At 66.3% G+C, this 17,375-nt stretch carries 20 protein-coding genes and 4 tRNA genes; 6 read left to right on the forward strand and 18 right to left on the reverse strand.

Annotation, left to right across the window (positions count from 1 at the left end; genetic code table 11):
- Positions 1–61 precede the first annotated feature (61 nt).
- The 15 genes from ACPCUW_RS26470 to ACPCUW_RS26540 form a co-directional block, all read right to left on the reverse strand.
- Positions 62–889 (reverse strand): MlaE family ABC transporter permease, encoded by an 828-nt coding sequence (locus tag ACPCUW_RS26470; protein ID WP_086006975.1) that lies wholly within the window; start codon positions 887–889, stop codon positions 62–64.
- Positions 890–930: 41 nt separating this feature from the next.
- Positions 931–1,725, reverse strand: coding sequence for an MlaE family ABC transporter permease (locus ACPCUW_RS26475; protein ID WP_051025193.1), 795 nt, complete (start codon positions 1,723–1,725; stop codon positions 931–933).
- 11 nt (positions 1,726–1,736) lie between these two features.
- A complete protein-coding gene (locus ACPCUW_RS26480; RefSeq protein WP_063015378.1) occupies positions 1,737–2,825 on the reverse strand; it encodes an ABC transporter ATP-binding protein in 1,089 nt (362 codons plus the stop codon).
- 235 nt (positions 2,826–3,060) lie between these two features.
- Positions 3,061–3,447: a 50S ribosomal protein L7/L12 gene (gene rplL / locus ACPCUW_RS26485; RefSeq protein WP_063002280.1), complete on the reverse strand. Its 387-nt coding sequence runs from the start codon at positions 3,445–3,447 to the stop codon at positions 3,061–3,063.
- 75 nt (positions 3,448–3,522) lie between these two features.
- Complete coding sequence (rplJ, locus tag ACPCUW_RS26490; protein WP_030516278.1) at positions 3,523–4,077, reverse strand: 50S ribosomal protein L10; 555 nt, start codon at positions 4,075–4,077, stop codon at positions 3,523–3,525.
- Positions 4,078–4,506: 429 nt separating this feature from the next.
- On the reverse strand, positions 4,507–5,220 hold the full coding sequence (gene rplA / locus ACPCUW_RS26495; protein ID WP_030516277.1) for a 50S ribosomal protein L1: 714 nt from the start codon (positions 5,218–5,220) through the stop codon (positions 4,507–4,509).
- A gap of 94 nt (positions 5,221–5,314) precedes the next feature.
- Entirely contained in the window at positions 5,315–5,749 is a 435-nt protein-coding gene (gene rplK / locus ACPCUW_RS26500) for a 50S ribosomal protein L11 (RefSeq protein WP_030516276.1), read from the reverse strand.
- A 70-nt stretch (positions 5,750–5,819) separates the two neighbouring features.
- Entirely contained in the window at positions 5,820–6,641 is an 822-nt protein-coding gene (gene nusG, locus ACPCUW_RS26505) for a transcription termination/antitermination protein NusG (RefSeq protein ID WP_064902346.1), read from the reverse strand.
- Positions 6,642–6,782: 141 nt separating this feature from the next.
- Positions 6,783–7,199, reverse strand: coding sequence for a preprotein translocase subunit SecE (secE, locus tag ACPCUW_RS26510; RefSeq protein WP_030516274.1), 417 nt, complete (start codon positions 7,197–7,199; stop codon positions 6,783–6,785).
- A gap of 31 nt (positions 7,200–7,230) precedes the next feature.
- Positions 7,231–7,303, reverse strand: a tRNA-Trp gene (locus ACPCUW_RS26515).
- Positions 7,304–7,543: 240 nt separating this feature from the next.
- Positions 7,544–8,614, reverse strand: coding sequence for a fused (3R)-hydroxyacyl-ACP dehydratase subunits HadA/HadB (locus ACPCUW_RS26520; protein ID WP_423427953.1), 1,071 nt, complete (start codon positions 8,612–8,614; stop codon positions 7,544–7,546).
- Positions 8,615–8,833: 219 nt separating this feature from the next.
- Positions 8,834–9,004: a 50S ribosomal protein L33 gene (rpmG, locus tag ACPCUW_RS26525; RefSeq protein ID WP_011211653.1), complete on the reverse strand. Its 171-nt coding sequence runs from the start codon at positions 9,002–9,004 to the stop codon at positions 8,834–8,836.
- Positions 9,005–9,050: 46 nt separating this feature from the next.
- Positions 9,051–9,123 (reverse strand) — tRNA-Met (locus ACPCUW_RS26530).
- A gap of 77 nt (positions 9,124–9,200) precedes the next feature.
- Positions 9,201–9,273 (reverse strand) — tRNA-Thr (locus ACPCUW_RS26535).
- 340 nt (positions 9,274–9,613) lie between these two features.
- Positions 9,614–9,694 (reverse strand) — tRNA-Tyr (locus ACPCUW_RS26540).
- Positions 9,695–9,857: 163 nt separating this feature from the next.
- Here ACPCUW_RS26540 and ACPCUW_RS26545 point away from each other — a divergent pair.
- The gene (locus tag ACPCUW_RS26545) at positions 9,858–10,349 is read left to right on the forward strand and encodes a YajQ family cyclic di-GMP-binding protein (protein ID WP_423427837.1); all 492 of its coding nucleotides are present in this window, start codon (positions 9,858–9,860) and stop codon (positions 10,347–10,349) included.
- On the opposite strand, the gene htpX is transcribed toward ACPCUW_RS26545, so the two are convergent.
- Positions 10,346–11,224, reverse strand: coding sequence for a zinc metalloprotease HtpX (gene htpX / locus ACPCUW_RS26550; protein ID WP_104392807.1), 879 nt, complete (start codon positions 11,222–11,224; stop codon positions 10,346–10,348). The genes ACPCUW_RS26545 and htpX overlap by 4 nt on opposite strands.
- A gap of 124 nt (positions 11,225–11,348) precedes the next feature.
- Complete coding sequence (locus ACPCUW_RS26555; protein WP_423427840.1) at positions 11,349–12,371, reverse strand: polyprenyl synthetase family protein; 1,023 nt, start codon at positions 12,369–12,371, stop codon at positions 11,349–11,351.
- A gap of 375 nt (positions 12,372–12,746) precedes the next feature.
- Here ACPCUW_RS26555 and ACPCUW_RS26560 point away from each other — a divergent pair, with 375 nt between their 5' ends.
- The 3 genes from ACPCUW_RS26560 (at position 12,747) to ACPCUW_RS26570 (ending at position 15,046) form a co-directional block, all read left to right on the forward strand.
- Complete coding sequence (locus tag ACPCUW_RS26560) at positions 12,747–14,027, forward strand: geranylgeranyl reductase family protein (RefSeq protein ID WP_423427842.1); 1,281 nt, start codon at positions 12,747–12,749, stop codon at positions 14,025–14,027.
- Positions 14,028–14,125: 98 nt separating this feature from the next.
- The gene (locus tag ACPCUW_RS26565; protein WP_030516268.1) at positions 14,126–14,587 is read left to right on the forward strand and encodes a helix-turn-helix transcriptional regulator; all 462 of its coding nucleotides are present in this window, start codon (positions 14,126–14,128) and stop codon (positions 14,585–14,587) included.
- Positions 14,588–14,596: 9 nt separating this feature from the next.
- Entirely contained in the window at positions 14,597–15,046 is a 450-nt protein-coding gene (locus ACPCUW_RS26570; RefSeq protein ID WP_063026806.1) for a VOC family protein, read from the forward strand.
- A 63-nt stretch (positions 15,047–15,109) separates the two neighbouring features.
- On the opposite strand, the gene ACPCUW_RS26575 is transcribed toward ACPCUW_RS26570, so the two are convergent.
- Positions 15,110–15,616 carry a DUF2505 domain-containing protein gene (locus ACPCUW_RS26575; RefSeq protein ID WP_063015383.1) on the reverse strand — a complete coding sequence of 169 codons (507 nt, stop codon included), beginning with the start codon at positions 15,614–15,616 and terminating at the stop codon, positions 15,110–15,112.
- A 40-nt stretch (positions 15,617–15,656) separates the two neighbouring features.
- Between ACPCUW_RS26575 and ACPCUW_RS26580 the strand changes: the two genes are divergently transcribed.
- Together ACPCUW_RS26580 and ACPCUW_RS26585 are read left to right on the forward strand one after the other, a co-directional pair.
- Positions 15,657–16,133 (forward strand): DUF3592 domain-containing protein, encoded by a 477-nt coding sequence (locus tag ACPCUW_RS26580; protein ID WP_064907264.1) that lies wholly within the window; start codon positions 15,657–15,659, stop codon positions 16,131–16,133.
- Between the two features lie 74 nt (positions 16,134–16,207).
- Positions 16,208–17,347: a glycosyltransferase family 4 protein gene (locus ACPCUW_RS26585; RefSeq protein ID WP_423427845.1), complete on the forward strand. Its 1,140-nt coding sequence runs from the start codon at positions 16,208–16,210 to the stop codon at positions 17,345–17,347.
- The last annotated feature ends 28 nt before the right edge of the window (positions 17,348–17,375 follow it).

The raw sequence follows: 17,375 nt of genomic DNA on the forward strand, positions 1-17,375 counted from the left end.
TGTGCGTGGTTACGCACGCTGCCGCCTCCGAACCCGTCGGTCGCGCCGCGGCCCTGTCCGCTCATCCCGCGACCCGCACTGTTGTCGTCGTACCCCAGATCGCCAGGCTGAGGAAGAAGTCGAGGATGTTCACCAGCACGATCGACGCACGCACCGCGCGGCCCACGGCCACGCCCACGCCGGCCGGGCCGCCGGTGGCGTTGAAGCCGTAATAGCAATGGATCAGGATGATCACGAAGGCGAACACCAGCACCTTCACGAACGAATACAGCACGTCCTCGGGTGGCAGGAACAGACCGAAATAGTGGTCGTACGATCCCGTGGATTGCCCGTTGAACCACACGCTGATCTGCCTGGACGCTATGAACGTGCCGAGCAGGCCGACGATGTAGAGCGGAATGACCGCGACGAATCCGGCGATCACGCGTGTGGTCACCAGGAACGGAACGCCTGGTACCGCCATCACCTCGAGCGCGTCGATTTCCTCGGAAATTCGCATCGCACCCAATTGCGCGGTGAAACCACAGCCGACCGTCGCCGACAACGCCAATGCCGCCACCAGCGGCGCCAATTCGCGAGTATTGATGTAGCCGGTCAGGAAGCCGGTGAGCACCGAACTGCCCAGGGCGTCGAGCGCTTTGAAGCCCTGCAGGCCGACGACCACACCGACCGAGGCCGACATCATCACCACGACGCCGATGGTGCCGCCGATGACCGCGAGTGCACCCGAACCGAAGGTCACCTCGGCCAGCAGCCGCATGACCTCCTTGCGGTAATGCACGACCGTGCGCGGAATCCACGCGATCGCCTTGGAATAGAACGACATCTGATCGCCCGCGCGATCGATGACGTTCACCGGCGACTTGAGCGCAGCGCCTACTCGGCGCATCCGCCTCGAAAAGATCGGAGAACGCTGGGAAACAACCATCGTCACGAACCCTTGGCCGGGACAACCTGCAGGTACACCAACGTCAAAAGCAGATTGACGAAGAAGAGCACCAGGAAGGTGATCACCACGGATTGATTCACCGCGTCACCAACACCTTTCGGTCCCCCCTTGGGATTCAAACCTTTGTATGCGGCGATCACGCCCGCGAGCAGTCCGAAGATGAGTGCCTTGAATTCACCGATCCAGAGGTCCGGGAGCTGCGCCAGCGCGGAGAACGACGCCAGGTAGGCGCCGGGAGTTCCGCCCTGCAGCAACACATTGAAGAAATATCCACCGCAGATGCCGACCACCGAGACCAGGCCGTTGAGCAACAGCGCCACCAGCATCATGCCGAGGACGCGCGGCACGACGAGGCGCTGCACCGGATCGATGCCGAGCACCTCCATCGCGTCGATCTCTTCGCGGATGGTGCGGGAGCCGAGGTCGGCAGCAACGGCCGAACCCGCGGCACCGGCGATGATCAGCGCGGTGACGACGGGCGCGGCCTGCTGCACAGTTGCCAGCACACTGGTTGCGCCGGTGAACGATTCAGCACCGAGCTGCTTGATAAGTGAACCGGTCTGCAATGCCACAACGGCGCCGAACGGGATTGCCACCAGTGCGGCGGGCAGGATCGAGACACTCGCGATGAACCACGACTGCTCAATAAACTCACGCCATTGGAAAGGCCGGCGCAGGGTGTTGCGTGCCACGGAAATGAGCAGCGCAAAAATATTGCCGGCCTGCGCAAATCCCGACTCGACCGGAGTGCGCAGCCGTGCCAGGGGTTGATTCACGGTTGCGTATGTTACCCGTTGGTTGTGTCGTGACGCACGGTGGTGTCGTACGTGCCGCCCTGATATTGCGGACCGTTACCCGTATACGCCGGAAGGACTTGTGTATCGCCGTTCTCTTCCATCGACTCACGGATCGCCACCTGCGCGGAATGCGGCAGGGTGTGCATGATCTCGAGGACGCGGCGGCGGCGGCGTTCCACGGCCTGGCGCACAGGCATTCCGGGGGTGGCCTTCATCTGCGGGATGATGCCCTCGATTTCCTCGGTGCCGTTGTCGTAGTGGCCGGCGTCGGCGAGCGCCTGCTCGCGCGCCATCTGGGCCTCGTCCTTCTCCTCCGACATACCGATCGGACCGACCATGCGGCCGTTGAGGAACTGCTTCACCACCGGCTCCTCCGACGTCAGCAGCACCTCGCGGGGACCGAACATGACGAGCTGGCGGCGGAAGAGCATGCCGATGTTGTCGGGCACGCTACGAGCCAGGTTGATGTTGTGGGTAACGATCAGAATCGTCGCGTCGATCTGCGCGTTGATGTCGATCAGCAGCTGCGACAGATAGGTCGTACGCACCGGGTCCAGACCGGAGTCCGGCTCGTCGACGAGGATGATCTGCGGGTCCAGCACCAGCGCACGGGCCAGGCCGGCACGCTTGCGCATACCACCGGAGATCTCACCGGGCAGTTTGCCTTCGGCGCCGAGCAGACCGGTCAGCTCGAGCTTCTCCATCACGATCTGCTTGATCTCGGATTCGCTCTTCTTGGTGTGCTCGCGCAGCGGGAAGGCCACGTTGTCGAACAGGTTCATCGAACCGAACAGCGCGCCGTCCTGGAACAGAACGCCGAACAACTTGCGGATCTCGTAGAGCTCCTTGTTGGAGCAGGTGGTGATGTCGGTGCCGTCGATGTAGATCGAGCCGCGCTCGGGGCGCAGCAGACCGATCAGCGACTTCAGGAACACCGACTTACCGGTACCGGAGGGGCCGAGCAGAGCGCTGACTTCCCCCGTGGGCAGAGTCAGAGTGACATCCTGCCAAATCCGCTGGGACCCGAAAGATTTCGTAACACCTTCGGTCCTGACTTCGACGCCCACGCCGACCTCCATATTTCTTCTGACGAGCGCCCATGGCCGCGTCACCGTATTTCAGCGCGGTGTGACGCGTCACACTGGGGTGCGGCCACTGTATCGCATGCCGCTGGTGCAGGACACCCTACCTGACTGGTCGGTAGAAATGTCGACGGTAATGAGCTGGTCGCGGCGGTCCACAACATTCACCACGAAAATGCGAAAAGAGCGGCCCCGCAACGGGACCGCTCTTTTCCGGACTCGATTACCGCAATTACTTGACGGAAACCTTCGCGCCGGCCTCTTCCAGCTTGGCCTTGGCGGCGTCGGCGGCGTCCTTGGCGACCTTCTCCAGGATCGGCTTCGGGGCACCCTCGACCAGGTCCTTGGCTTCCTTCAGGCCCAGGCCGGAGACGATCTCGCGCACGACCTTGATGACCTGGATCTTCTTGTCGCCGGCACCCTCGAGGATGACGTCGAACTCGTCCTGCTCCTCGGCGGCCTCGGCGCCACCGGCGGCAGCGCCACCGGCGACAGCGGCAACCGCGACCGGAGCGGCGGCGGTGACCTCGAACTTCTCCTCGAACTTCTTGACGAAGTCCGAGAGCTCCAGCAGGGTCATGTTGCCGATGGTCTCGAGCAGCTCGTCCACGTTGGCCATGGTGTTTCCTTTCGGTAGTTCATCCCCGCGTCGGCGGGGAGATAAGAGTTGGTTTGTCGACTTATTCGTGTCGGCTTATTCGGCGTCGGCGGCGGGAGCCGCCTCGGCACCGCCCGCGGCGCGCTGCTTGTCCTCGAGCGCGGCGAACAGGCGAGCCACCTGGCCGGCCGGCGCGGCGAACAGGCCGGCCGCCTTGGTCAGGTTGCCCTTCATGGCGCCGGCCAGCTTGGCCAGCAGCACCTCGCGCGACTCCAGGTCGGCGATGCGCTCGACCTCGGAGACCGACAGCGGGGCGCCGTCCATGTAGCCACCCTTGATGACCAGCGCCTTGTTGTCCTTGGCGAAGGTCTTCAGGGCCTTGGCGGCGTCGACCGGCTCACCGGTGATGAAGGTGATCGCGGTCGGACCGACGAACAAGTCATCCAGGCCTTCGACGCCCGCCTCGGCGGCCGCACGCTTGACCAGGGTGTTCTTGGCGACGGAGTAGGTGGCATTGCTGCCCAGCGCACGACGCAGCTGGGTGAGGCTGCCGACCGACAGACCACGGTATTCCGTGACCACGGTGGCCGTAGCGCTCTTGAACTGCTCGGTGATCTCCGCGACCGCGGTGACCTTCTCTGGTTTCGCCATACTTCGCCTCCTCTCTGGATGGTCGGTTCTGCGATGAACTACCGACTCACGGAGGCTGGGCCCGGGGAGGCTACGTCGACCCGGCGACAAAGCAAACGCCCCGGACGCAGAGTGGTCCCGGGGCGCACAGGAAACTCGACATGAACACACGGGCTCATATGTCGTCCCTCACCTCGGCTCTCCCTGCGTGGGCCGCCGGCAATATCGCCGGACCTTCGACTGCCTGACGGCAGCAACCAACGGTCTTCGGTAGAACGATTGGGGGTGATCGCCGAACTGGTCAGCGACCGCAGTACAGAATAGCGGATGAGCAGCTGAAACCCAAAATCGGCCGTCTCTGCAGGCCTCTGCTCCGCCGCGATTCCCGAAATACCGAAGGGCCGGCGGGGAAATCCCTACCGGCCCTTCGGATTCGAAAGCTACCTACGCTTACGCGTCCTCTTCGGTGAGGTTGCGGGTGCGGTTCGGGTCCACCGGGATGCCCGGTCCGGTGTTCGTCGAAATCGTCACCTTCTTGACGTAGCGCCCCTTGGCGGTCGACGGCTTCACACGCAGGATCTCCTCCAGCGCGGCGCCGTAGTTCTCGACCAGCTTCTTCTCGTCGAAGGAGGCCTTGCCGATCACGAAGTGCAGGTTGGCCTGCTTGTCGACGCGGAAGTTGATCTTGCCGCCCTTGATGTCGTTGACGGCCTTGGTCACATCGGTGGTGACCGTGCCCGTCTTCGGGTTCGGCATCAGGCCGCGGGGGCCCAGCACACGCGCGATGCGGCCGACCTTGGCCATCTGGTCCGGGGTGGCGATCGCGGCGTCGAAGTCCAGCCAGCCGCCCTGGATGCGCTCGATCAGATCCTCGGCGCCCACGGCGTCGGCACCGGCGGCCTCGGCCTCGGCGGCCTTCTCGCCGGCCGCGAACACGATGACGCGCGCGGTCTTACCGGTACCGTGCGGCAGGTTGACGGTGCCGCGGACCATCTGGTCGGCCTTGCGGGGGTCGACGCCCAGACGGACGGCGACCTCGACGGTCGCGTCGGTCTTCGTGGTCGCGGTCTCCTTCGCCAGCCGGGTGGCCGACAGCGGAGTGTAGAGCTGGGAGCGGTCGACCTTGGCGGCCGCCTCGAGATAAGCCTTGCTTCGTTTTGCCATGATTCTCTGTCCTGTTCGTAAGTCAGAAGTGGTTGTCGGGACTGGCCGTCCCTCCCACGCACATCCCGCCGGTCACCGGCGGAGACGGGGACCGTCAGTCGGCGACGGTGATACCCATCGAGCGAGCGGTACCCGCGATGATCTTGGCCGCCTGATCGATGTCGTTGGCGTTCAGATCTTCCTGCTTGGTCTTGGCGATCTCACGGACCTGGTCCATGGTGACCGTGGCGACCTTGTTGCGGTGCGGCTCGGCGGAGCCCTTCTGCACACCGGCGGCCTTCAGCAGCAGCTTGGCGGCGGGCGGAGTCTTCAGCTTGAAGTCGAACGAGCGGTCTTCGTAGACCGTGATCTCGACCGGGATGACGTTGCCGCGCTGCGACTCGGTCGCGGCGTTGTACGCCTTGCAGAACTCCATGATGTTGACGCCGTGCTGACCCAGCGCGGGACCCACCGGCGGGGCCGGGTTGGCCGCACCGGCCTGGATCTGGAGCTTGATGAGCCCGGCGACCTTCTTCTTCTTGGGGGGCATCTTTCTTTCCTTGGTTTAGGTTCCTTACGGACTTCCGTAAGCCTGTCCCGGGGGCGGAACCCCGGAAGTCTTAGATCTTCGCGACCTGCGTGAAGGCGAGTTCGACCGGGGTCTCGCGACCGAAGATCGACACCAGCACCTTCAGCTTCTGCTGTTCGGCGTTGACCTCGGAGATGCTGGCCGGCAGCGTCGCGAACGGGCCGTCCATGACGGTGACCGACTCGCCGACCTCGAAGTCGACCTCGATGGCCGGCTTGGACGCGGCCTCGGTGACGGTCTCCGACGTGGACGCGGCGGCACCTGCCGCGGCGGCGGCCGGCTTCTTCTGCTGCTGCTCGGCTGGGACCAGGAACTTGACCACGTCGTTGATCGTCAGCGGCGACGGACGGGAGGTGGCGCCGACGAATCCGGTGACGCCGGGGGTGTTGCGGACCGCGCCCCACGATTCGTCGTTGAGATCCATCCGGACCAGGATGTAACCGGGCAGCACCTTGCGCTGCACGTTCTTGCGCTGGCCGTTCTTGATCTCGGTGACCTGCTCGGTCGGCACCTCGACCTGGAAGATGTAGTCCTCGAGGCCCAGGTTCTGCACGCGGGTCTCGAGGTTGGTCTTCACCTTGTTCTCGTAACCGGCGTAGGAGTGGATGACGTACCAGTCACCGGGGGCGCGACGCAGCGCGGCCTTCATCTCGGCGACGGGGTCGGCAGGCTCTTCCGGTGCCGCGGGCTCCGCGGATGCGCCGGTCTCGGTCTCGTCGGTATCGGTGTCGCCCTCGACTTCGCCGGAGGACGCCTCGGTACCGTCCGAGACGGTCGCCTCGTCGACGGCCGTCTCCGCCGCCTCGTCGTCGACCGGGAACTCGTCGGTTGTGCCGTTCTCCGGGGTGCTCACTGGGCACTCGCTTCCTGTGTCGTCACGTACATCCACTACGCCGGAGGTGAATCCGGCGGATGGTTTCCGTCCTCGCGTGGCGGACGGCTAGCAGCGCCCATGGGTCGCTCCGCAGGCTCCGCTCCTGACGCACCCGGTCAGCTAGCCGAACAGCCAGTTGACACCCTTGATGAACGCCAGGTCCAACCCGCTGATGTACGCGACCATGAAGATCACGAACACCAGGACAACGCTTGTATAGGTGACCATCTGCTTGCGGTTGGGCCAGATCACCTTGCGCAGTTCCGCGATGACTTCCCGCAGGAACTTCACCAGACGCTTGAAGGGATTGCCCCTACCGCGTTCGGCGGTCTTCTTCTTCCCCGCCGACTTGGACGCCTTACGCGATGCCGAATCCGAGCTGTCACCACGGTCGATCGTGGCGACGGAGCCGGTGTCCGAGGAGGATCCGGCGCGAGCCCGGCGAGTCGACCGCTTACCACTCGGCCGGCTGACCGCAGCGGTGTCTTCGTCATCGGCGGCATGCGCGCCGTGGCGAATGTCCCGCTCGTCGCTCACGTGAACCCTCTCTCGTCGCTGGCATCCAGTGCAGGGGCGACAGGACTTGAACCTGCAACCTGCGGTTTTGGAGACCGCTGCTCTGCCAATTGAGCTACGCCCCTTCGGCTGGAATCGCAATGTCATCCAGCACGGTGCTTATTCAGTTGTGCCAACCCGGGGCCACACAACACGCGCGCCGCTCCGCCGGTGTGCCGGCCCCGGCGGTCACCCGCCCGGAACCAGCCCCTCAGAGCAGCGCGCAGTGGCTGGCGACCCCAGAAATCCGAGTGTACGTTACCGCCCCGGCGGATAGCCAATCGGGCCGTCCGCCACCGCGAAGCGGCTTACCGGCCCGCCGACCATCATGCCAGCTGCACCGTCGCGGTCGCACGTCCGAAGATCTTCCGGCCACCGGATCTGGCGACGATCGCGATCACGGCGGTGCGGTTCTCCGGATCCACCGACTTCACCTTGCCGGTGTATTCGACCTCGGCCGGATGATCGCTGGGCACGTAGACGGGGCTGGTGAACCGCACGTTGTATTCCTTCACCGCGCCCGGATCACCGAGCCAGGAGGTGACGAATCCGCCGCCCAGGCCCATGGTCAGCATGCCGTGCGCGACCACGTTGTCCAGGCCGGCGAGTGCCACGACCTCGTCGCTCCAGTGGATCGGGTTCGCGTCACCGGAGACGCCGGCGTAGTTCACCAGATCGCCGCGGGTGAGCCGGACGACGCGAGTCGGCAGCTCGTCGCCGACGGCCACGCTGTCGAACGAGCGCGTGTGGCTGCTGACGGTGACCTCGGGAACGGTGGTCACCGGCACCGGGGGCGCGGTGATGGGCGGCTCGGCGGTGGGACGGTCGGGGGCCTCACCCATGCCGTGCATGAGGATGTTGCGGACCGCGTCGGCGATATTGGGATCGACGTCACCGCCGCTGCGGCCGACCAGGGTGGTGTAGGTGGTGAGCACCAGCTCGTCGTTCTGCGCCGTGACGATGTTCTTGGTGACGATGATGTCGCCGCCGAAGGCCTGCCGGAACGAGTGCAGGTAGACGTCGCAGGTGAGCTGGTCGCCGACCCGGATCGGGCGGTGGAATTCCAGGATCTGGTCGGTCTGCATGATCTGGCTCAGGTCGTAACCCGTGACGACCTGCTCGAACAGCTTGCGCTGAGCCAGGATGCCGACCAGGGAGATGAATGTCACCGGTGCGAGCAGGCCGTCGTGGCCGTAGTCGCGGGCGACGCTCTCGTCCCAGTGCGCGGGGTGGTAGTCCTGCACCGCGCGTGCGTACTCGCGCACCTTCTCGCGCCCGACCTCGTAGTAGTCGTCGACGCGGTAGTGGTGCCCGACCATGGCGGCGGCGTGGGCCGAGGGGTCGAACGATTCACTGTCGGCGGTCTGCGCGTCCACGGCATCGGTTCCGGTGTTGATTGTCACGGAAAGTAGGTCCCTATCTGACTCCGCTACCGGGAGTCTGCGGAGCGTGAAACTACCGCATGTACAGCAAATGCCGGAGCGGGTCGGGAAACCTGCTCCGGCATGGAGTGCTGCATGGGTCGGCGCGGTCCACGAATATCCGGGAAGGTCATCGACAGACCTCCCTGAATCCGGGCGCCGACTTCGCGCGCGGCAGCGTGCACGCGATGAGATCTAGCGAGATTCGCGGTGCGCCCGGTGGGTGCCGCAGTTCGGGCAGAACTTCTTCAGCTCCAGACGATCCGGGTCGTTGCGCCGGTTCTTCTTGGTGATGTAGTTGCGATGCTTGCACTGCTCGCAGGCCAAGGTGATCTTTGGCCGGACATCGGTGGACTTCGCGGCCACGATTATGCCTTCTTTCCGGTCAACCTAGAGGGTCAATCAGTATGGGTAGCGATGGCCGGACTCGAACCGGCGACACAACGATTATGAGTCGTTTGCTCTACCGCCTGAGCTACACCGCCATATGCGCGGCAATGCGGGCGGAACCAGGTTCGGCTCTGTGTGGAGTGCCGAGTCGGTCACCACCGGCAATCCGGCGAGCCCCCTAACGGAATCGAACCGTTGACCTTTTCCTTACCATGGAAACGCTCTGCCGACTGAGCTAAGGGGGCATGGCTACATTCGCTCCGAACTCGAATCCTCGAACCCGGGGCGCTGAAGCCTTGAACGAGGTTACACACTCCCCGGCAAAGTTACCAAACCAGCTGGTAAGAGCCGCATTTTCTGCACCGGCTCCGCCGCCGCGAACGAACGATCCCCCGAGGTTGCCCGAACGGTGCTAGAACCGAGAACGGCCGCTCGGGAACGCAACCGACGCGAGAAACGCCACCGGCTGGAAGGGGGGTCCGGGGGGCGAAGCCCTCCCGGCGTGGGGGTGTGGGGGCCGGGCCCCCACAAATCACCCTCGAAAATGACGAGGGCTCCTCCCGAGTAGGAGGAGCCCTGAGAGGGTGGCGGATGAAGGATTCGAACCTCCGAAGCTTGCGCGGCTGATTTACAGTCAGCTCCCTTTGGCCACTCGGGCAATCCGCCTTTCGCACTGTTGCCAGCGCGCAGAGCAGAATACAACGACCAGGGCGCCCGGATGCAAACCGGCTGGCCAGCGGGGGTGCCGTGACCGCTGCGCGGCGGCCGGGGTAGAAAGTTCCCTACCGGAGTTCCGGGTGAAATGTGAGCCGTCAGACAGGAGCGCAGCGTGGCCGATTCGTCATTCGATGTCGTCAGCAAGGTCGACCGGCAGGAGGTCGACAACGCCCTCAACCAGGCGGCCAAGGAGCTCAGCACCCGCTACGACTTCCGCGGCACGGGTGCGAGCATCGAGTGGTCGGGTGAAGAGAAGATCGTGCTGTCGGCCGAATCCGAGGAACGGGTGAAGGCGGCGCTGGAGGTGTTCAAGGAGAAGCTGATCCGCCGCGACATCTCGCTGAAGGCCTTCGACGCGGGCGAGCCGGCCACCTCCGGCAAGACCTACAAGATCACCGGAACCCTGGTCCAGGGCATCTCCCCGGAGAACGCGAAGAAGATCGCCAAGAAGATCCGCGACGAGGGCCCCAAGGGTGTGAAGGCGCAGATCCAGGGCGACGAACTGCGGGTCAGCGGTAAGAAGCGCGACGATCTGCAGGCCGTCATCGCCCTGCTCAAGGGTGCGGATCTGGACGTGGCCCTGCAGTTCGTCAACTACCGCTAGTACCTGCGGGGCCCGCCCGCCATGTGCTCGAGGCGCTGGATGCGTTCGCCCATGGGCGGGTGGGTTGAGAACCAGCGCGCCATCTTGTCGCCCGCCCGGAAGGGGTTGGCGATCATCAGGTGTGACTGCGCGGTCAGCTGCGGCTCGGGCGGCAGCGGCGCGGCCTGGGTGCCGCGTTCGAGTTTGCGCAGCGCCGAGGCCAGGGCCAGCGGGTCGCCGGTGAGTTCGGCGCCGTCCTGATCGGCCTGGTATTCGCGGGAGCGGGAGACGGCGAGTTTGATCAGGGTGGCGGCGATCGGGCCCAGCAGTGAGACCAACAACACGCCGAGGATGTTCGGGCCTTCACCGTCGCGGCTGCCGCCGCCGAACATGCTCGCGAAGAAGGCCAGGTTGGCGAGGCCGGAGATGACCGCGGCGAGGGCGCCGGCCACCGAGGAGATCAGGATGTCGCGGTTGTAGACATGCGACAGTTCGTGGCCGAGGACCGCGCGCAGTTCCCGTTCGTCGAGGATCTGCAGGATGCCGCTGGTACAGCACACCGCCGCATGGCGCGGGTTGCGACCGGTGGCGAACGCGTTGGGCGCGTTCGTCGGGCTGATGTACAGCCGCGGCATGGGCTGGCGCGCGGTGGTGGCCAGCTCGCGCACGATCTTGTACATCACGGGCGCTTCGAGTTCGGATACCGGCTGCGCGTGCATGGCCCGCAGGGCCAGCTTGTCGCTGCTGAAATAGGCGTAGGCGTTCATGCCCACGGCCAGCAGGATGGCGATGATCAGAATCGTGGGGTTGCGGAACATCGCACCTGCGAACACGATCAGTGCCGACAGGCCCACCATCAGCCCGAAGGTCTTCAAACCGTTCGCGTAACCATGCATGTCGGATCAACGATCGGCGGCGAACTCGGGTTCCGCCCGCGGTCCGGCTCTCCGCGCTGCGATATCGATCACACCAGCGCGAACCGGCTGTCCGGGCACCCCGTCGGCCGCCGCGACGGAAGGCTCAGCCGACCCGCTCGATGGTGTATCGGACCAGGCGTTCCAGCGCGTCGTTGGCCGGGCCCTGCGGCAGGGCCGAGAGTTCGGCGTGCGCGATATCGGCGTAGCCCTGCAGCTTCTGCTTGGCCAGCACCATGCCTCGCGAGCGCGAGAGCAGTTCCAGCGCCTCGGCGACCTCGTCGTCGGATTCCAGCGGCCGGGCCAGCAGCGTGCGCAGCCGGTCGCCCTCGGCGCCCTCGTCGCGCAGCGCGTACAGCACCGGCAGGGTGTGCACACCCTCGCGCAGGTCGGTGCCTGGCGTCTTACCGGACTGCTCGGATACCGAGGAGATGTCGATGATGTCGTCGGAGATCTGGAAAGCGGTGCCGACGGCGTCGCCCAGGCGTGCCAGCCGCTCGACGTCGTCGAGGCTCCCGCCGGAGAAGGTGCCGCCGAAGCGCCCCGACGCGGCGATCAGCGAGCCGGTCTTCTCCCACACCACCCGCAGATAGTGTTCGACCGGATCCTGAGATTTCTTGGCGCCCAAGGTTTCCCGCATCTGACCGGTGACCAGTTCGGCGAAGGTCTCGGCGATGATGCGCACCGCGTCCGGGCCGAGGGTGGACACCAGCCGCGAGGCGTGTGCGAAGAGGTAGTCGCCGGAGAGGATGGCGATGCTGTTGCCCCATCGGGAGTTCACACTGGGGGCGCCGCGGCGCATGGACGCCTCGTCCATCACGTCGTCGTGGTAGAGCGTGGCCAGATGCACCAGTTCCACCACCGTGCCGGCGGTGATCAGATCGGGGTCGGTCGGGCGCGGGCCGAGCTGGCCGGTGAGGATGGTGAACAGCGGCCGGAACCGCTTACCGCCGGCGCGCGCCAGGTGCAGCGCGGCTTCCAGCAGGAAGTCCTCCCCATCGGAGAGCTCGCTGACCAGCAGCTTCTCCACCTCGTCGAGCCCGTTGCGCACGGTCGCCGCGAGCTCGGGATCGCCGAGATCGACCCCGGCAACCACGGTGCTTTCATCGCTCACAGCCGATGCACTCATGTCTTCTCCCAATGCCGCGTCCGTCCCCACACCGAAGAACCTAGCGTGTTGCCCTCCCCGCTCCCATGAACACCGTCACTCTGCCTGTGGCCTCCGCTTCGCTCCGGCGGGTTTTCGGCCCCTTGGGCCTCGATTTTTCCCTCCTCCGCTCAGTCGCTGCGCTCCCTCGCTCCGTCGGTCCGAAATCGAGGCGGGCCGAAAACTGGATTGGAGCACCGTCCCGGAAGTGCATACCCAGAAGTCGGCAGCGGCTACCTGGTTCGACGGAATCTCTTCAGCGCTCACCCGGGTAGTGGTCTCCCGGCCCCTACCGATCGGCTCGGCCCAAAAGCCGCCCGAGCGAACCGGGAGCTGCACCTCTGCCACTATTGGGCTATGGGTTCAGCTCACGGCGGTTCGACAGCACCGGAACGGGAGGGCGGCACCGTCCTGCCCGAGCACGTCGAGGTGCTGGTGGTGGGTGCGGGACCGGCCGGTTCGGCGGCGGCGGCGTGGGCGGCGCGGGCGGGGCGCGAGGTATTGCTCACCGATTCCGCGGTCTTCCCCCGGGACAAGACCTGCGGCGACGGATTGACGCCGCGCGCCACCGCGGAACTGGAGGCGCTCGGGCTCGGCGATTGGCTGCGCGCGCATACCGTCAACCGGGGCCTGCGGATGGCCGGATTCGGCCGGGAGGCACTGCTGCCCTGGCCGGGCGGGTCCTTTCCCACCTACGGAAGTGCCGTTCCCCGAACCGAACTCGACGACAAACTGCGCGAGACCGCGGTCAAATGGGGTGCGCGCATGGTCGACGGAGTGCGGGTGGTCGATGTGGCGCGCACGGACGATCGGGTCACCGGTGTCACCGTGCAGACCGAATCGGGCGCGCGGAAAATCCGCTGCGACATCCTCATCGTCGCCGACGGGGTGCGCTCGCCGGTCGGGAAGTTGCTGGGCCGCGTCTGGCATCGCCGCTTCGCCTACGGCGTGGCCGCACGCGCCTACATCCGCTCCGCCCGCAGCGACGACGAATGGATCACGTCGCATCTGGAATTGCGTGATGCCGAAGGCGGTCTGGTGCCCGGCTACGGCTGGGTGTTCCCGCTCGGCAACGGCGAGGTCAACATCGGCGTCGGCTCACTGGCCACCGAACGCCGGCCTTCGCATATCGCGCTGAAACCGCTTCTGCAGCATTATGTTTCGCTGCGCCGGCCGGAGTGGCAGTTCGAGGGCGAGGCGCGGGCCGTCGCCTCGGCGCTGCTGCCGATGGGCGGGGCGGTGTCCAATATCGCGGGCCGCAACTGGGTGCTGGTGGGCGATGCCGCCGGATGTGTGAATCCGCTCAACGGCGAGGGCATCGACTACGGGCTCGAGGGCGGGCATCTGCTGTCCGGACTGCTCGGCGAACCGGATCTGACCACGGTGTGGCCGGATCTGCTGCGGGCCCGCTACGGGCGCACCTTCTCGGTGGCCCGCCGGATCGCGGCGCTGGCCACCCACCCGCGGATGGTGCCGACCGGCGGACCGCCGGTGATGCGCTCGGCGCTGCTGCAGCGCACGGCCGTGCGGGTGATGGGCAATCTCGTCGACGAGGAGGATGCCGACCTCACTGCCAGGGCCTGGCGGGCGGCGGGCCGGGCATCGCTGCGTTTCGACGATCCGGCGCCGTTCAGCTAGCGATACGCGGCGCCGACGGGCGGGCAGGAGGCAGCGTGGACAGTCGCAGCGAGAACGACCGCGGCGGGGCGCGTCCGCGTCGCGATCGAACGCCGTCGGTGCCGGAGGACCTGCTGCCGCATCTGCGCCGGGCGCGGGATCTGGTGGATCGCGAATACGCCCGTCCCCTCGACGTGGACGAGCTGGCCGCGACCGCGGGGGTGTCGAAATATCATTTCCTGCGCTGTTTCGCCGCCACCTACGGCCGCACCCCCGCGCTGTATCTGGCCGAGCGGCGCATCGAACGCGCGCAGGACCTGTTGCGCGCCACCAACATCACCGTGACCGAGGCGTGCATGCTGGTCGGGTACACCAGCCTGGGCTCGTTCAGCCGCAAATTCACCGAACTGGTGGGGATGACGCCGTCGGCCTATCAGGCGAAATTCGCGGCGGACGGAGTCCCGCGCATTCCGGGGTGTTATGTGTTCATGCACGGGCTCTCCGATCGGAAACCGCCGGAGCCCGCGCCCGATCCCGGTGGCGCAATTTCGGAGAAGCCGGCGGGCGCCGCGGGCTCATAGCCTGAGCTCATGACGACCATCACCAACGTATCGCTGGTCACCGTGTATGTGACCGATCAGTCCGCGGCCAAGCAGTGGTACATCGACAAGCTGGGCTTCGTGGAAACCGCCGATATCTCCATGGGCGACAACGGTTTCCGCTGGGTCACCGTGGCCCAACCGGATCACCCCGAACTCGAGGTGACGCTGATGGTGCCGGGGCCGCCGCTCGACGAGACGATGGCCGAGGCGATCCGCCGCTCACTCGGCAACGGCACCATGGGCGCGCTGGGACTGCGCACCGAGGACTGCCAGAAGGCCTACGAGGAGCTCACCGCCAAGGGCGTCGACTTCGTGCAGCCGCCCGCCGAGCGCCCGTACGGCGTGGAAGCGGTGATGCGCGACAACTCCGGAAATTGGCTCGTCCTGGTCGAACAGCGTGAATTCGACGGCGGCGCTTTCGGTCCGGGGGCGCAGTAGCCGATCGTGCGGCGGGTGCGAGCGGCCGCGCTGCTCGCACCCACTTTCCGCGATGTGCCGGATCTATGTCCCGGATTTGGCGGCGAAGTATTGCTCGACGAATTTGCGCTCGCTGTTCACCACCCGGTGCTGCAACTGTTCGGCCAGTGGCTCGATGGCCCCGCCGACCAGCGGCACCTTCACCTTCACGCTGCCGCTGACCTCCAGTTCGGAGCCGGTGCCCGCGGCCCGCAGCAGGTATTTGCCGGTCATCTCGGAGGAGATGCCCGAGGAGGTCGCCGAGAAGGTGCCCGCGGCGGAATTGCCCTCCAGCGGACCCCAGTCGTCGGTGCGTTCGAGCACCAGCTCGGCCTTGAGCACCTTGCGGACGATGGCTGGAACCTTATCCTGGCGGGCCGTCTCGGTCATGCGCAGATGGATGGTGCCGGGCCCGTTCGGATGCGCCAGTTCGATGGTCGCGGTCTGTGCGCCCTCGAAGCGGGCCTGCCAGAATTCGTCGCTGGTGAGCGCCCGGTGCAATTCCTCGACCGGGACGGTGTATGACACGGTGAAGCGGAAGTTTCGGGACATGAGCGCACACGCTATCGGAAGCATGCAATAGCCTGTTGCGGTGTCGGAAACCACCGAGTCTGCTGCGCGCGAGCACCGAGCCGTTGCCGGTTCGCCTCGGCTGCGCCGGACCCGGATCACCCTCGTGGTGATCGCCACCGCGGTGAGCGTGCTGGCCGTACTGCTGGTGCTGGCGGCCTGGCGCGACGACATGTTGATCAGCTCCGACAAGGGCGTGACCAGCGCGGAAGTATTGTCGGCGGGCCGGCTGCGCTCCGCGGTCACCTACGTGACGCCGGACGGTGTCACACACAATCCGAAGGTGGGGGTGCTGTATCCCACCAAACTCACCGCCGGTGAGCGGATCAATGTCGAATACAGCCGCAGCGATCCGGAATTGGTCCGGGTCGCCGGGCGCGACGCCCGGGTCGCGGTCATTCCGGCGCTGTCGGTGATCGTGGTGGTGTGGGTGGTGGCGCTGCCGGTGCTGCTGGTGGTGCGCCGCTTCGAGCGCCGTTCGGTGCGCACCTCCGGCTAGCTGTTCGCCCGAACTTCGCACATCCGTCACATGGGTGTGGTGTCCTGGCGTGCCGCGCATTGCACACTGCAGGTGTGCGTGTAGCGATCGTCTCCGAATCGTTTCTGCCGAATATGAACGGTGTCGTGAACTCCGTGCTGCAGGTCCTGGCCCACCTGGACCGCAACGGACACGATGCGCTCGTCATCGCCCCGGACACTCCCCGCGGCCAGGCCGCGGCACCTCGCTCGTACGGCCGCTTTCCGGTGATCCGGGTGCCGGCGGTCATGGTGCCCCGGGTCAGTTCACTCCCGGTGGGCCTGCCGCAACCGCTGCTGACCTCGGCGATCGAGGACTTCGATGCCGATGTGGTGCATCTGGCCTCGCCGTTTCTGCTCGGTGCGGGCGGTGCGGCGGCCGCCTTGCGCCTGGATCTGCCGGCCGTGGCCGTGTATCAGACCGATGTCGCCGGATTCGCGGCCAGCTACGGATTGGGCGCGGCACACCGGGCGGCGTGGGCGTGGACGCGGCGCATCCACAATCGCGCGGCGCGCACCCTGGCGCCCTCGACAGCGGCGATGGACGACCTCGAGCGGCACGGCATCGCCCGCGTGCAACGCTGGGCCCGTGGCGTGGATGCCGTGCGGTTCACACCCGGCGCACGCGACGCCGACGTGCACGCGCGGTGGGCGGACGGCGACCGCCTGGTGGTCGGATTCGTCGGCCGGTTGGCGCCGGAGAAACATGTCGAACGTCTCGCCGCGCTGGCGAACGATCCCGATATCCGGCTGGTCGTGGTCGGCGACGGACCGGAGCGGGCGCATCTGCAACGCCTGCTGCCGACGGCCGTCTTCACCGGCGAACTCGGCGGCGCCGAACTCGCCCAGGCCTATGCGAGCCTGGACCTGATGGTTCACCCGGGCGAGCACGAGACCTTCTGCCAGGGCGTGCAGGAGGCGCTGGCCTGCGGCACTCCTGTGATCGGACCCGATGCCGGCGGTCCGCGCGATCTGATCGCCCACTGCCGCAACGGATATCTGCTTCCCGTCGACCGCTTCGCGGAACTGCTGCCGAGTGCGGTTGCGGCGCTTCGTGATCCGGCGTTGCGAGCCCGATTCGCCGGCGCGGCACGCAAATCGGTGCTGCACCGCACTTGGCCCGCGATCTGCACCGAGTTGATGGGGCACTATCACGAGGTGATCGGCGGGCAGGAAGCTCTGCACCGCAGCGCGTGAAGCGCCGTATCGCAGGCGATCCCGAGAC

It is taken from the genome of Nocardia sp. AB354, assembly GCF_049538315.1.
In the GTDB taxonomy this organism is placed as follows: Bacteria; Actinomycetota; Actinomycetes; order Mycobacteriales; family Mycobacteriaceae; genus Nocardia; species Nocardia nova.

Excerpts from the sequence above, each read along its gene's own strand:
- ACPCUW_RS26470 (WP_086006975.1), bottom strand. The coding sequence starts at position 889 with ATGCGCCGAGTAGGCGCTGCGCTCAAGTCGCCGGTGAACGTCATCGAT.
- ACPCUW_RS26560 (WP_423427842.1), top strand. The coding sequence starts at position 12,747 with ATGGGTTCAGCTCACGGCGGTTCGACAGCACCGGAACGGGAGGGCGGC.
- ACPCUW_RS26570 (WP_063026806.1), top strand. The coding sequence starts at position 14,597 with ATGACGACCATCACCAACGTATCGCTGGTCACCGTGTATGTGACCGAT.
- rplK (WP_030516276.1), bottom strand. The coding sequence starts at position 5,749 with ATGCCCCCCAAGAAGAAGAAGGTCGCCGGGCTCATCAAGCTCCAGATC.
- rplJ (WP_030516278.1), bottom strand. The coding sequence starts at position 4,077 with ATGGCGAAACCAGAGAAGGTCACCGCGGTCGCGGAGATCACCGAGCAG.
- rplA (WP_030516277.1), bottom strand. The coding sequence starts at position 5,220 with ATGGCAAAACGAAGCAAGGCTTATCTCGAGGCGGCCGCCAAGGTCGAC.
- ACPCUW_RS26555 (WP_423427840.1), bottom strand. The coding sequence starts at position 12,371 with ATGAGTGCATCGGCTGTGAGCGATGAAAGCACCGTGGTTGCCGGGGTC.
- htpX (WP_104392807.1), bottom strand. The coding sequence starts at position 11,224 with ATGCATGGTTACGCGAACGGTTTGAAGACCTTCGGGCTGATGGTGGGC.
- ACPCUW_RS26480 (WP_063015378.1), bottom strand. The coding sequence starts at position 2,825 with ATGGAGGTCGGCGTGGGCGTCGAAGTCAGGACCGAAGGTGTTACGAAA.
- rplL (WP_063002280.1), bottom strand. The coding sequence starts at position 3,447 with ATGGCCAACGTGGACGAGCTGCTCGAGACCATCGGCAACATGACCCTG.
- ACPCUW_RS26575 (WP_063015383.1), bottom strand. The coding sequence starts at position 15,616 with ATGTCCCGAAACTTCCGCTTCACCGTGTCATACACCGTCCCGGTCGAG.